The sequence below is a fragment of the Trinickia dabaoshanensis genome (genome assembly GCF_002879885.1).
Classification (GTDB): Bacteria; Pseudomonadota; Gammaproteobacteria; order Burkholderiales; family Burkholderiaceae; genus Trinickia; species Trinickia dabaoshanensis.
This window is the reverse complement of sequence record NZ_PNYA01000022.1, coordinates 36030-49299: the sequence shown is the minus strand read 5'-3', so window position 1 is coordinate 49299 and position 13270 is coordinate 36030. Positions and strand designations below refer to the sequence as shown.

11 protein-coding genes are annotated in these 13270 nt (G+C 62.8%); 8 read left to right on the top strand and 3 right to left on the bottom strand.

The window, feature by feature from the left end; translation table 11 throughout:
- The first annotated feature begins 55 nt into the window (after nt 1-55).
- From C0Z18_RS22085 to C0Z18_RS22075, 3 genes are all read left to right on the top strand, one after another.
- Nucleotides 56-1138, top strand: a complete 1083-nt coding sequence (locus tag C0Z18_RS22085; protein WP_102647581.1) for an AI-2E family transporter — start codon at nt 56-58, stop codon at nt 1136-1138.
- Between the two features lie 336 nt (nt 1139-1474).
- Complete coding sequence (locus tag C0Z18_RS22080; protein ID WP_102647580.1) at nt 1475-2734, top strand: MFS transporter; 1260 nt, start codon at nt 1475-1477, stop codon at nt 2732-2734.
- Nucleotides 2735-2815: 81 nt separating this feature from the next.
- Entirely contained in the window at nt 2816-3892 is a 1077-nt protein-coding gene (locus tag C0Z18_RS22075; RefSeq protein WP_102647579.1) for a porin, read from the top strand.
- 84 nt (nt 3893-3976) lie between these two features.
- Here the strand turns inward: C0Z18_RS22075 and C0Z18_RS22070 are convergent, their stop codons facing one another.
- Nucleotides 3977-4435, bottom strand: a complete 459-nt coding sequence (locus tag C0Z18_RS22070; RefSeq protein ID WP_233217427.1) for a MarR family winged helix-turn-helix transcriptional regulator — start codon at nt 4433-4435, stop codon at nt 3977-3979.
- A 189-nt stretch (nt 4436-4624) separates the two neighbouring features.
- Here C0Z18_RS22070 and C0Z18_RS22065 point away from each other — a divergent pair, with 189 nt between their 5' ends.
- The 4 genes from C0Z18_RS22065 (at nt 4625) to C0Z18_RS22050 (ending at nt 9166) form a co-directional block, all read left to right on the top strand.
- A complete protein-coding gene (locus C0Z18_RS22065; RefSeq protein ID WP_102647577.1) occupies nt 4625-5407 on the top strand; it encodes a crotonase/enoyl-CoA hydratase family protein in 783 nt (260 codons plus the stop codon).
- A 120-nt stretch (nt 5408-5527) separates the two neighbouring features.
- Complete coding sequence (locus C0Z18_RS22060) at nt 5528-7387, top strand: feruloyl-CoA synthase (protein WP_102647652.1); 1860 nt, start codon at nt 5528-5530, stop codon at nt 7385-7387.
- Nucleotides 7388-7453: 66 nt separating this feature from the next.
- The gene (locus tag C0Z18_RS22055; protein WP_102647576.1) at nt 7454-8353 is read left to right on the top strand and encodes an amidohydrolase family protein; all 900 of its coding nucleotides are present in this window, start codon (nt 7454-7456) and stop codon (nt 8351-8353) included.
- A gap of 39 nt (nt 8354-8392) precedes the next feature.
- The gene (locus C0Z18_RS22050; protein WP_102647575.1) at nt 8393-9166 is read left to right on the top strand and encodes an SDR family NAD(P)-dependent oxidoreductase; all 774 of its coding nucleotides are present in this window, start codon (nt 8393-8395) and stop codon (nt 9164-9166) included.
- Nucleotides 9167-9227: 61 nt separating this feature from the next.
- On the opposite strand, the gene C0Z18_RS22045 is transcribed toward C0Z18_RS22050, so the two are convergent.
- On the bottom strand, nt 9228-10328 hold the full coding sequence (locus C0Z18_RS22045) for an NAD(P)-dependent alcohol dehydrogenase (protein WP_102647574.1): 1101 nt from the start codon (nt 10326-10328) through the stop codon (nt 9228-9230).
- A gap of 64 nt (nt 10329-10392) precedes the next feature.
- Nucleotides 10393-11874: a benzaldehyde dehydrogenase gene (locus C0Z18_RS22040; RefSeq protein ID WP_102647573.1), complete on the bottom strand. Its 1482-nt coding sequence runs from the start codon at nt 11872-11874 to the stop codon at nt 10393-10395.
- 346 nt (nt 11875-12220) lie between these two features.
- On the opposite strand from C0Z18_RS22040, the gene C0Z18_RS22035 reads away from it, so the two are divergent.
- On the top strand, nt 12221-13267 hold the full coding sequence (locus C0Z18_RS22035) for an aromatic ring-hydroxylating oxygenase subunit alpha (protein ID WP_102647572.1): 1047 nt from the start codon (nt 12221-12223) through the stop codon (nt 13265-13267).
- Nucleotides 13268-13270 lie beyond the last annotated feature (3 nt).

Sequence of the window (13270 nt, the reverse complement as noted above, 5' to 3'; positions counted from 1 at the left end):
GGCAGGGCTGCCGCGCTCGCGGTATGATCGCGGCGAGGAAAAAGCTCTCCCGACAATGGCCAATTCAACTTCACCGTCCGCGGTCGCAACAACCGTCACGGGCATTGCGGCCGGCATGGCGCTCGTGCACTATCTCCAACCCGTGCTGGTCCCGTTCTTCCTCGCGGCATTGCTGCGAATATGGGGCGATGCCGTCGTACGGTCTACCGCGCGGATGCTGCCCAGGGCGCCGCTATGGTCGGTGCGGTTAGGGATGGGCGGCCTGATGGTGGCTGTGATCGTCGTGATCTGCTACGTCCTTGCGGAGGGCGTCGGCTCGGTGATCCATCAAATCCCCGTCATCGTTTCGCGGCTCGACACCGAGTCTCAGCGAATCGCGCACGCGACCGGCATGAAAGGCGCCAGGTTTTTCAGCCGGGCCGTCAACCACATCGACGCGCCGGCGCTCGTTCAGTGGCTGGCGTCGGGGATACACGAACCGGTCGAGATCATATCGTTGACCCTGCTCATCGCGGCGTTCATGCTGGCCGTGCCCAACCCGGAGAACAATCCGAAGCTCGAGATTCTCGCCCGCCATGCGGAGCGAGCGGCGAGGCAACGAGCCATCATCGTTCACATTACGAGCAGTATCCAGAGCTACATGAACGTGCAGATGGCGATCAACGGGACGATCGCCATCGCCGTTGCCGGAGCCTGCTACTCCTTCCAATTGAAAGGAACGGCGTTTTGGGGCGCGACGGCTTTTATCCTCGCATTCATTCCAGTCGTCGGTCCGCTCATCGCCAGTGCGTTGCCTGCACTTTCGGCATTCGCGCAATTTGCGGCGGCGTGGCACGCGATCGCTGTATTCGTGGCCATCGAAGTCATTTTCATCGTGGCCCACAACTTCGTTTTGCCGAGGCTGCAGGCCAAAGGTCAAAACATCGACGCGATTGCCGGTCTGCTCGCGCTGGGTATTTGGACACTGCTATGGGGCGTTTGGGGTGCGTTGCTCGCCACCCCGCTCACGATGCTGATCATGATCGCCACGGCGCAATTCGAAAGCAGCCGGTGGTTTGCCGCCGTGCTCTCGCACGACGGCAGGCCGGAAACGGGTGTGGATTCGTTCGCCGACAGCCCCACGGAAATGGACATCTAGTGCGCTAGTCGAAAAAGCGCTCCGCTCCGTTTCGTTCATGCCCGTACCCGTCGACGCCGCTTCCGAGGCAGTCATTCGGTAAGCGCGCTTTCATCTCGGACGCAAACCGTCCGCCCAGTCCTCGATTTGCTCCTTGAACGGCACCCACAGGTCATAGCGCCTGCGCAGGGTGCCGTATCGATGCGCCTTCTCGTGCGAGTCGACCCCGGCTCGGGCGCGTACTTCCGCGTTTTCCCTTAGTCGAGCGCGCTTGCAATCGCCGGCGTAAACGTTATGCTTTATAACAAATATCGAAAATAACTATATCGAACGCGGAAACAATCGGAGACATCGCACATGAACGACCCCCTTCAGCATGACACCGCCTACGAGCGCAAGACACTGATCCTGCTCGGGCTCGGCTTCGGCCTAGTCGGTCTCGACCGTTGGATCGTCGCGCCGCTATTTCCCCATATGATGCGCGACCTCGGGCTGAATTTTCAGCAACTCGGCAGTCTGATCGGGATTCTGAGCGTGGCCTGGGGTATTTGGGCGATTGCGATGGGGCCGGTATCGGACCGCATCGGCCGCAAGAAGATTCTCGTCGTGACGATGGTCGCTTTCTCTTTGCTTTCGAGCTTGTCCGGACTCGCGGCCAGCTTTGGGAGCCTGATGCTGATTCGCGCGATCATGGGTGTCGCGGAGGGCGCGTTCACGCCCGCGAGCGTCGCGGCCACGGGCGAGGCCTCGCTGCCGTCGCGGCGCGGCTTCAACCAAGGGTTGCAGCTGAGCATGTTCTCGCTGCTCGGCCTCGGCTTCGCACCGATCGTCGCGACGCAACTACTGCGTATCGTTCCGTCGTGGCATTGGGTCTTCATGATTTCCGCGGTACCGGGGCTGATTGTCGCCGCATTGATCGCGACGGTACTGCGCGAGCACCCGAGGAACGAGCTGCCGCATCCCGATCGTGCGCATGCGAAGGCGAAGTGGTCGGAGCTCTTTCGTAGCCGTAACGTGATCCTCGCGACGTTCGCGATTCTTTGTGCGATGGCGGGCATCTTCGTCGTGAGCGCCATGGTCCCGACCTATCTCGTCGAGGTCCTCCATCTGGATACGCAAGCCATGGGGTTCGTCGTATCGGCGATCGGGTTCGGCGGCTTCGTCGGTTCGTTTGGCGTGGCGGGCGTGTCGGATTACATCGGGCGTCGCCCCGCGGCGGTCATCGCCTTCGTCGGCGCCGCCGTCCTGCTTTATGTCTTTTCCCGCACCGGCGCCAATCCGCAATTGTTGTTCGCATTACTGTTCGGCATCTCGGTGTTCGCCTTGGGCTTGCTCGGCCTGCTGAGCGGGCCGATCGCCACGGAAGCGGCACCGCTCGGGCTCGTCGCGTCGTCGGTCGGGTTCGTATCGGGCACGGGCGAGATTTTCGGTGGTGGGCTCGCGCCGGTCATCGCGGGATTCATCGCGCAGCACTTCGGGCTGCCGGCGACGCTCGAATTCGCGCTGGCCGGCTTGGCGGGCGGCGCCGTCGTAGCGCTGTTCCTCGTCGAGACCGCGCCGCGCAAGCGTGCAGCCACGGCGGGCGAAACGTTCGCCGCTTCGCGTGACGCCGCTTGACCTATACGGCGATCGTTCATCAATACAAAGCCGCGGCGACGACCGCGGGACCTATCCAGACCAGGCAAGGAGATGACTCAAATGAAGCGCAAAGCAGTTTTTGCCGCGGCCGGCGCGCTGTTCGCCTCGCACGTGTTTGCTCAGAGCAGCGTGACGTTGAGCGGATTGATCGACGGCGGCGTGTCTTATATCAGCAATCAAGGCGGTAGCAGCGTCGTGAAATTCGACGACGGGATCGAGGTGCCCAACTTGCTGAAGATCGACGGCAAAGAGGACCTCGGCGGCGGTCTGAAGGCGGTGTTCGATTTGACCAACCAGTTTCAACTCGGCTCGGGCTCGTTCATGCCCGGACAGAGCTTGTTCGGGCGCAACGCCTATGTCGGGCTCGACGATCAGCGGTGGGGGCGTTTAACACTCGGCAATCAGTACGACTTCATGGTCGACTCGCTGTTCTTCGGCTTGAACGATGCCGCGTTCTATGCCCAGGGTATCTACGATTTTCGTAATGGACCGTTTAACGGTCTTGCGTTGCCCAACAATCCCACGGGTGCGTTCGACTGGGATCGCATGGCGGGCGAGCGGGTGCAGAACTCGGTCAAGTATTTGAGCCCCAGGATCGGGGGCTTTTCCGCGGGCGTCATGTACGGTTTCGGCAACGTGGCCGGTTCGATCGGCGCCGGCAACGCGCAAAGCTTCGGGCTTAATTACATCAACGGACCGTTCGGCGCGAACGCCGCCTATACGCTGACGAAGACCGCTGTCGCCGGCGTGCAGGACAGCGTGCGGAACTGGGGCGTGGGGGCGCATTATCACATCGGCCGAGTCGTCACGACGGCACTGTTCACGACCGTGCGCAACGAACTCAATGGCGCGAGCGTCTGGCAAGCGGAGCTGGGCGCGGCGTACTCGTTCAATAGCCCGTGGCTCGTCAGCGGGGTCTATTCATACATGAAAGGCAACCAGGTAGTGAACAACAATCATGCTCACCAACTGACTGCGGAATTGCAGTACAACTTCTCGAAGCGTACCAACGTTTATGTCGCGGCGGTCTATCAGCGGGCCAATGCCGGCGCCAACGCGCAGGTCAACGACGTCATGGTCGCGTCCAGCAGCCCGTCTCAGTTCATCGGGCGCATCGGGTTGCAGACGCGGTTTTGATTCGGCCGCTCGAATGCCGGGTGCCGCGGCGATCGAGGTGATATTGCGCCAAGGCTATGCCGTCTGCCTGCCGCTGCGGCGCATTCACTCCACGAAGATCTTCCGCAGCAGGGTCTTCAGTTGCTCGCGCTCGGCCTCGCTTAGATGCTGGAGCGCTTGCGCGTCGGCCGTGCCCGCAGCCTTGAGCGCGCGGCTATAGAGCCGCACCCCTTGCGTCGTCAACTCGACGTGCTGCACGCGCTTATCTTCGGTGCTGCGTTGGCGCGCCACGAGCCCGCGCGCTTCCAAACGGTCCAGCAAGGTGGCCAGGTTCGGCGGCGCCACCGCGAGCGCATCGGCGAGCGCGCGCTGATTGATACCGGGGTTTCCTCTCACGATCGATAGCACCGAGAACTCGGCCTGCCGCAAGTCGTGCTTTTCCATCTCCTGGTCGAACAACGCTTGAATGACGAGATAGGCGCGCCGGATGTTGTAGCCGGCGAGATCGAGCAATGCGGATTGATCCGCCTGCTCGCTCGCGTCGTCGCCGGAAGAGGGCAGCATCAAAGACATAAGCGTTGGGGAAAAATGATCGGAGAGCGGGTGGGAAAGCGCGTCGATCATAACATGCCGCCGCGCGCGCAATTCGTGCCGGCACCGCCGCGAAGCCAGCGTCCGAGAACGTTTGTCGCGCCATCTAGTTATGTGATATAACTATTGCAATCAGTAACGGATAACCGCTTGGTGGTGGATATGACACAACCCTCTTACGAATTCCTGAAGGTCGAATGCACGGGCTCTCTGGCGTTCGTCTGCCTGAACCGGCCCTCGAAACGCAACGCGATCAGCGACCCGCTCGTCGCGGAACTGCGGCGCGCCTTTGAAACGATGCCCGATACGGTCCGCGCCATCGTGCTGCATGCCGAAGGCGAGCATTTTTGCGCCGGCCTCGATCTGGCCGAAATGCGCGAGCGCGGCACCGTCGAAGCGATGCATCATTCGCGCATGTGGCACGCGGCATTCGAGCAGATTCAATTTGGCCGGGCGCCCGTCGTCGCCGTGTTGAAAGGTGCGACGATCGGTGGCGGCTTGGAACTCGCGTCGGCTTGCCATGTACGGGTGGCCGAAGCGTCCGCATTCTTCGCGCTGCCCGAAGGCAGCCGTGGGCTGTTCGTCGGCGGCGGCGCGTCGGTGCGCGTGCCTCGGCTCATCGGCGTCGCGCGCATGACCGACATGATGTTGACGGGGCGGGTCTACGATGCGCGCGAGGGCTACGATGCGGGAATTGCCCAATATCTGGTCGGCAACGGCGAGGGGCTCGCCAAGGCTCGCGAGTTGGCCGAACGCATTGCCCAGAATTCGCCGACGACGAACTATGCGGTCACCCAGGTGCTGCCGCGCATTGCCGATCAATCGATTCAGGACGGGCTCTTGACCGAATCGCTGATGGCTTCGGTTGCGCTCAGCGATCCGCAGACTCAAGACCGGTTGGCCGCGTTTCTCGAGCACCGGGCGGCAAAGGTGTGGCCGAAATAGTTTCAATCATGCGCGCGCGGGTGTGCGTCGCGTGACGCACCGTGCCGTTACCCATAGGTGAACGTGCTCGACAAGACGATCGATGAAATCGCGGCCGGGCAGGACGGAAGGAGACATTCGATGGCAGCCCACCCCTATCGGCGCGTGCAGTTCGGCGTCGGTCCTCTCGAAGTGACGGAAGGCCGCGACGGCATCGTGCGCGTGCGGTCGACGACTCAGCTCGCAGGCTATCCCGAGCGCGTGATCGATCGGCTGTTCGAGCACGCGGAAGCGGTGCCCGAGCGCACGTTCATCGCGCGCCGCGGCGGCGCTGACGGGCAGTGGCAACACCTTACTTATGCGCAGGCGGCGCGTGCGGCGCGCAGCATCGGCGAGGCGTTGCTTGCGCGCGGACTCGGTTCGGAGCGGCCTGTCGCGATCCTGTCGGGCAACTCGATCGAACATGCGCTCGTCGCGCTGGGGTGCCTTTGCGCGGGCGTTCCTTATGCACCGATTTCCCCTGCTTACTCGTTGCTCGACAAAAGCTTCGGCAAGCTGCGCCACATCGTCTCGCTCATTACGCCGGGACTCGTTTTTGCCGACGACGGCGCTCGCTTCGCCGCAGCGATTGCCGAAGCCGTGCCCACGGACATCGAGATCGCAGTGGCCGAATCGGCTCCGGCGGGACGCGAATGTACAACGCTTGCCGCGCTGCTGGATACCCGCCCGACCTCGGCGATCGATCGTGCGCGTGAGGCGACGAACGGAGACACGATCGTGAAGTTCCTCTTCACGTCCGGGTCGACGAAGATGCCGAAGGGTGTCATCAACACGAACCGCATGTGGTCGAGCAACCTTGCGATGGAGACGGCGGTTTGGCCGTTTCTTGCCGAGGCGCCGCCGGTCTTCCTCGATTGGCTGCCCTGGCATCATACGTTCGGCGGCAATCAAAACTTCGGGCTGACACTGTTTCACGGCGGTACGCTTTATATCGACGACGGCAAACCCACTGCCGACGGCATCGCGACGACGCTCGCCAACTTGCGCGAGATATCGCCCACGGTCTACTTCAACGTGCCGAAGGGCTGGGAGGAAATCGCGCGTGCGCTCGAAGCCGATGCGGCGTTGCGCGAGCGCTTCTACGCACGGCTGCGCATGCAGTTCTACGCCGGCGCGGCGCTCGAACAGCCGGTATGGGATCGGCTGCATGCGAGCGCGATCGCGCATTGCGGCGAGCGGATCGTCATGAACACAGGACTCGGCATGACCGAGACAGCTCCGTCCGCGCTGATGATTGCCGAGACGGAGGTGAGTGCGGGCCAAATCGGCGTGCCGCTGCCGGGCATCGAACTGAAGCTCGTGCCGATCGGCGAGGGCGTGGGCCGCAAGCTGGAGGTGCGCTACCGCGGGGCGAACGTCACGCCCGGATATTGGCGTGCGCCGGAGCAGACGCAAGAAGCATTCGACGAGGAGGGGTTCTTTCGATCGGGCGATGCGGTGCGCTGGCTCGATCCCGAGAATCCCAACCGCGGGTTCGTCTTCGACGGCCGAGTGGCCGAAGACTTCAAGCTCAATACCGGCACTTGGGTCAGCGTCGGTCCGTTGCGGCAACGCGTCATCGCCGTGGGGAGCCCGTATGTGGCAGATGTCGTCGTCACGGGGCATGACCGGGATGAGGTGGGGGTCATGATCGTACCGAATTTGGCGGCGTGCCGCTCCCTTGCACAGTTGCCGCATGGCACCGTAGCGGACCTCTTTGCGGATGCGCGTGTGATCGAGGTGTTTCAGCAGATGCTCGAGAAGCTCTACGCAGAAGGTACGGGCAGCGCAAACCGTGTGGCGCGCGCGGCATTGCTCGATCCGCCGCCCTCGCTGGCAACCGGGGAGATCACGGATAAAGGTTCGATCAATCAGCGCGCGGTGCTGTCGCAACGCGCGGCCGTTGTCGATGCGCTCTATCGAGGCGACCCGGTAATGCGGATTTGGTTGCCTCGCCGCTAGAAGCGCATCGAGGACATCGCTGGAAGCAATTTGTTTACTTAGGATGACTAATCAATAAGGAGGCGCATGGACATCGACAATCTGATCGCGATCGATACGCACGTGCATGCGGAAGTGTCGTGCTGTCAGCCGCCGGACCTGTTCGGTAAGGAATTCGACGATGCCGCGGACAAATATTTCGGGACCGTGCTGCGGCAAGGGCGACGTCCGACGATTCCGGAGACGATCGCGTACTACCGCGAGCGCAAGATCGGCTTCGTCATGTTCACGGTCGACGCGGAAAGCCAGATGGGGCGCAGGCGGATTCCCAACGAGGAGATTGCCGAGTTCGCGGCCGAGAACCGCGACATCATGATCGCGTTCGCGAGCATCGATCCGCATAAAGGCAAGATGGGGGTGCGCGAGGCGAGGCGGTTGATCGAAGAGTGCGGCGTACGCGGGTTCAAGTTTCATCCGACCGTGCAGGGCTTTTATGCGAACGACCGCATGGCATATCCGCTTTACGAGGTGATCGCCGAATACGGGTTGCCCGCGGTGTTTCATAGCGGACATTCGGGTATCGGCAGCGGTATGCCCGGTGGCGGCGGATTGCGCTTGAAGTATTCGGAGCCGATCTACCTCGACGACGTGGCCGCCGATTTCCCCGATATGAAGGTCGTGATCGCGCATCCGTCGTGGCCCTGGCAGGACGAAGCGCTTTCCATTTGCTTGCACAAGCCGAACGTCTATATCGACTTGTCGGGATGGTCGCCGAAGTACTTTCCGCCTCAGCTCGTTCAGTATGCGAACACGCTTTTGAAAGAGCGCATGCTGTTCGCTTCCGATTTCCCGCTGATTCGCCCCGACCGCTGGTTGGAAGATTTCCAGAAGGCGGGGTTCAAGCCGGAGGTGCATTCGCTGCTGCTCAAGGAAAACGCCGTGAGGTTGCTCGCGCTGGACGGCGCATCGTCTGCACCGGCGGCTTGAATCGCCGGGCAATTCACGCGTCGAAAACAGGAGAAATCGATGAATGCAAATGGCCAGGCGGCAGTCGTGACGGGCGCCGCTTCGGGACTCGGAGCCCAGACGGCACGCGCATTGGTGGCGGCGGGGGCGCGGGTCACGCTGCTCGACGTCAACGAGTCCGCGCTGCACGCGCTCGCGGAAGAATTGGGACACGGCGCGGCACGGGCGGCGCGGTGCGATATCACCGATGCCGAGTCGGTCGATGCCGCGTTGGATGCCGGTGAGCGCGCGCACGGCGTGGCGCGCATTCTCGTCAACTGCGCGGGTATCGGCGGTGCGAAACGGCTCGTCGGGCGCGATGGCCGCGCGATGCCGCAGGAGGATTTCGCGCGCATCGTCAACGTGAACTTGCTCGGCACGTTCAATGTCATCCGGCTTGCGGCGGCACGCATGACAGGTGGCGAGCCGTTGGACGACGGCGAGCGCGGCGTGATCGTCTGCACGGCATCGGTTGCGGCATATGACGGGCAAATCGGGCAGGCGGCGTACGCGGCTTCGAAAGGCGGACTGGTTTCTTTGACGCTGCCGCTTGCGCGCGATCTTGCTCAGTACGGCGTGCGAGTCGTCACGATCGCGCCGGGACTGTTTTTGACGCCGCTACTCTATGCGTTGCCGGAGGAAACCCAACAATCGCTCGCGCAATCCATTCCTTTCCCGAAACGGCTCGGCAAGCCGGAGGAGTTCGCGGATCTTGCACTGCATATCGTCGGCAACGTCGCGCTGAACGGCGAAGTCATTCGGCTCGACGGCGCCTTGAGAATGGCGCCGCGCTGAATGTCGCGCGAGTCATAAAAACCCGCCGTGCGATCCTGCGTTGCGCGGCGGGCTTTCGTTTCTACTCCATCCGCACGATCGGCTTGATCGTTTTGCCTTCGAGCGAATCGGCGATCGCCTCGTTGATTTGATCGAACGAATAGAACTTCACCATGCGGTCGAATGGAAACATCCCTTGCCGATACAGGCGGATCAGCGTGGGAATGAACGTGTCCGGTGTCGACTCGCCTTCGACGATACCCATCACGCGCCGCCCGCCGCTCATGAAGTGCACGGCGTCGAGCGTGATTTCCGTACCGGGTGGCGAGGCGCCGAGTATGCCGCACGTTCCATGCGGAGCGAGGCTGTCGGCGGCTTGCCGAATGACCTTCGCGTTGCCGGTCGTGTCGAGCGTGTAATCGACGCCGTAGCCGGTCAGGTCCGTCAGCGCCGCGACGACGTCGTCGCGCGCGGGGTTGAGCGTATGCGTTGCGCCGACGCTGCGTGCGAAATCGAGTCGTGCGTCGTGCAAATCGATCGCCACGATCGTCGTCGCGCCGGCCACGCGGGCGGCCATGACGGCCGATAGGCCGACCGAGCCGGCACCGAAAATCGCAAACGAAGCCCCCGCTGGCACACGCAACGCATTCAGGACGGCACCAGCGCCTGTCTGCACGCCGCAGGCGAGTGGGCCGAGCAACTCGAGCGGAACGTCCGCCGGGACTTTGACGACATTGCGCTCATGGCACAGCGCACGGGTCGCGAACGACGACTGACCGAAAAAGTTGCCGTGAATGCGCTCGCCGTCTTTGGAGATTGCGCTGCTGCCGTCGGAGCGCGTCGCAAAGAAATTGCGCGGGAAGAACGCGTGGCAATAACTCTGCGCATGTGCGGAGCAGGCCGGGCATGTGCCGCATGAATCGTAGGTCATGACGACGGGATCGCCCGGTACGACTTTGCTCACGTTGCGTCCCACCTGCTCGACGATCCCGGCGCCTTCGTGCCCGAGCACGACCGGGTGCGGCGTCGGCAGCAAACCGTCGCGTACGACGACATCGGTATGACAGACGCCGGTCGCCACGACGCGCACGAGGATCTCATCGTCGCGTGGCGCTTCGAGTTCGAGCGTTTCTATCGAAAGCGGGCCGCCTTTTTCGCGGACCACCGCGGCTCTGATTTTCATGGTTTCGTCTCCAATCGCACTCTAATGATTAAGGCCGCCGGCACCGGTGCCGGTTCGGGACGAGTCAAAACGGTGTGCGCTCCACCGCGCCCTTTACCGTGACCCATTGCCACTGTGTGTATTCCTCGGCATCGGCCGGGCCGCCCATGCTGCCGCCGTTGCCGGAGTCGCCGCGGCCGCCGAACGGGTTGACGCATTCGTCGGCTACCGTCGTGCCGTTGATGTGCAATAGGCCGCATCGGAGACGTTCTCCGATTGCCGTGGCGCGGGCGACAGCGGTGCCGATGACCGCGCAGGACAACCCGTATTCGGTCTGGTTCGCGAGTTCGACGGCTTCGTCGTCGCTGTCGAACGGCGTGACGACGGCCACGGGCCCGAAGATTTCCTCGTCGAATGCCCGCATGCCGGGCCGCGCGTTGGAGAGCACGGTCGGTTTGTAAAAGAGCCGCTCGTACGTACCGCCGGCTTCGAGGACGGCCCCGGCTTCGACGGATGCACGCACGATCGAATCGACGTGTTGCAATTGCCGGGCGTTGATGAGCGGGCCGATGGCAACCGTGCCGCTGGCCGGATCGCCGACGGGCAAGGTGTTGGCCTTTTCGACGAGGCGCCGCGTCAGCTCGGCCGCAATCGTGCGATGCGCGAGGATGCGGCCCGTGGCCATGCAGATCTGCCCTTGGTGGAAGAATGCGCCGAATGCCGCGTTGCTGGCAGCGAGATCGAGATCGGCATCGTCGAGCACGACCAGGGTGTTTTTGCCGCCCAGTTCGAGCGATACCTTCTTGAGCAATCGTCCTGCGAGTTCGCCGACCTTACGGCCCGCGGCGGTCGAGCCCGTGAATGCAATCATCCGCACCTCGGGCGCTTCGACGACGGCCTGGCCGGCGTCGGCATCGCCCGGCACGACTTGCAGCACCCCGGGCGGCAATCCCGCTTCCTCGAACGCGCGTGCGATCAAATAACCGCCGCTGACGGGCGTTTGCGGGTCGGGCTTGAGCACGACGGCGTTACCCAAAGCGAGGGCCGGCGCGACCGAGCGCATCGACAGGATCAGCGGGAAATTGAACGGAGAAATCACGCCCACGACCCCGTGGGGGACGCGCCGCGCATAGCTCGTTCGCCCGGCGGTGGACGGCAGAACCAGGCCCTGCGGTTGCAGGGGCAGACCTGCTGCGATGTGGAGCTGCGTCGCGGCTTCGGCGACTTCGAGTTGTGCCTTGGCCGGAATGCCGCCTGTTTCCCGGGCGATATAGCGCGCGGCGTGCGCGAGATCGCGCTCGAGTGCCGCGGCTGCGCGGCGCATGATCGCGGCTCGGTCGCGCGCAGGCAGTGCGGCCCAGGCCGGTTGCGCTGCGGCGGCGGCTTTCGCGGCCCGCGCGACGTCCGCCGCGCGGGCAAGCCCGATGTTGGTGAGTCGTTCGCCCGTGGCGGGCTCCGTGACGTCTCGCGTTTCGCCGGCTGTATACCAACGGCCGTCCGGCCCGCCGAATAAGCGGCCGGTCCAGACGTCTTCATCGATGAGCGGATTGCGTGGAATGTCGGTCATGTCCCTATGTCTCCTGTTTGAAATCGTTCTAGGTTGCTGCAGAAAGTTATAGCACATAACAAATATGTCGACTATCGATTTTGTCGAGATGGGGGCTTTGAGCCGGTGGGTACGCCTGAAGCCGTTCGAGTCCTAGTCGTTTACCCGAGATCGACCGGATTGATCTGGCGAACTTCATGTCAATGTATACAATGAAGCGAATTGAACGTATCGATCGTGCTTCGCGTTCGGCTTCGTGAACGTAAAAAACCCGTAATTGATGGGTTTGTTGGTTGTTCGAGGCCTTGCTGCCATTGCGTTGCATACGTTCTTTGGTAAAAATTGTATACAAATGAGGAGACGGCTGATGTTCTTGAAGAACGCTTGGTACGTGGCGTGCACGCCGGACGAGATCGCGCAAGGGCCGCTCGGCCGGCGAATTTGCGATGAACGCATGGTTTTCTTTCGCGGTCCGGACGGTACGGTGTCGGCGCTCGAGGACTTCTGCCCCCATCGCGGCGCGCCGCTCTCGCTCGGTTTCGTCCGCGACGGTCAACTGGTATGCGGTTATCACGGTCTGACGGTCGACGTTCATGGTAAGTGCGCGTCGATGCCTTGCCAGCGCGTAGGCGGATTCCCCGCGACGCGCCGCTTTGCGGCTGTCGAGCGCTATGGGTTCGTCTGGGTGTGGCCGGGAGACGCGGACCTCGCCGATCCGGCGGCGATCCATCCGCTCGAGTGGGCCGACAACCCCGAGTGGGCGTACGGCGGCGGCTTGTATCACATCGCTTGCGACTATCGGCTCATGATCGACAACTTGATGGATCTCACGCACGAGACCTACGTGCATGCGTCGAGCATCGGGCAGGCGGAGATCGAGGAGTCCGCTCCGCAGACGAAAACCGAGGGCGACACCGTCGTGACGAGCCGCTTCATGGAGAACATCATGCCGCCGCCGTTTTGGGCGGCGGCACTGCGCGGCAACGGGCTGGCGGACGACGTGCCTTGCGATCGCTGGCAGATCTGCCGCTTTACGCCGCCGAGCCACGTGATGATCGAGGTGGGCGTCGCGCACGCGGGTCACGGCGGATATCACGCCGATGCGCGATACAAGGCGTCGAGTATCGTCGTCGACTTCATTACGCCCGAGACCGAGACGTCGATTTGGTACTTCTGGGGTATGGCGCGCAATTTTCGTCCCGGCGATGCCGAGCTCACGGAGAAGATTCGAGAAGGCCAAGGAAAGATCTTTTCGGAGGACCTTGCGATGCTCGAGGCGCAGCAACGCAATCTGCTCGACTATCCGGAGCGCAATCTCTTGAAGCTGAACATCGATGCAGGGGGTGTGCAGTCGCGCCGCGTGCTTGATCGCTTGATCGCGCGGAACCAGGCGGCGCTTGGCGTCGCTTCGTGAAAT

Excerpts from the sequence above, each read along its gene's own strand:
- C0Z18_RS22035 (WP_102647572.1), top strand. The coding sequence starts at position 12,221 with ATGTTCTTGAAGAACGCTTGGTACGTGGCGTGCACGCCGGACGAGATC.
- C0Z18_RS22060 (WP_102647652.1), top strand. The coding sequence starts at position 5,528 with ATGGCAGCCCACCCCTATCGGCGCGTGCAGTTCGGCGTCGGTCCTCTC.
- C0Z18_RS22070 (WP_233217427.1), bottom strand. The coding sequence starts at position 4,435 with ATGCTGCCCTCTTCCGGCGACGACGCGAGCGAGCAGGCGGATCAATCC.
- C0Z18_RS22075 (WP_102647579.1), top strand. The coding sequence starts at position 2,816 with ATGAAGCGCAAAGCAGTTTTTGCCGCGGCCGGCGCGCTGTTCGCCTCG.
- C0Z18_RS22065 (WP_102647577.1), top strand. The coding sequence starts at position 4,625 with ATGACACAACCCTCTTACGAATTCCTGAAGGTCGAATGCACGGGCTCT.
- C0Z18_RS22085 (WP_102647581.1), top strand. The coding sequence starts at position 56 with ATGGCCAATTCAACTTCACCGTCCGCGGTCGCAACAACCGTCACGGGC.
- C0Z18_RS22055 (WP_102647576.1), top strand. The coding sequence starts at position 7,454 with ATGGACATCGACAATCTGATCGCGATCGATACGCACGTGCATGCGGAA.
- C0Z18_RS22050 (WP_102647575.1), top strand. The coding sequence starts at position 8,393 with ATGAATGCAAATGGCCAGGCGGCAGTCGTGACGGGCGCCGCTTCGGGA.
- C0Z18_RS22080 (WP_102647580.1), top strand. The coding sequence starts at position 1,475 with ATGAACGACCCCCTTCAGCATGACACCGCCTACGAGCGCAAGACACTG.
- C0Z18_RS22045 (WP_102647574.1), bottom strand. The coding sequence starts at position 10,328 with ATGAAAATCAGAGCCGCGGTGGTCCGCGAAAAAGGCGGCCCGCTTTCG.
- C0Z18_RS22040 (WP_102647573.1), bottom strand. The coding sequence starts at position 11,874 with ATGACCGACATTCCACGCAATCCGCTCATCGATGAAGACGTCTGGACC.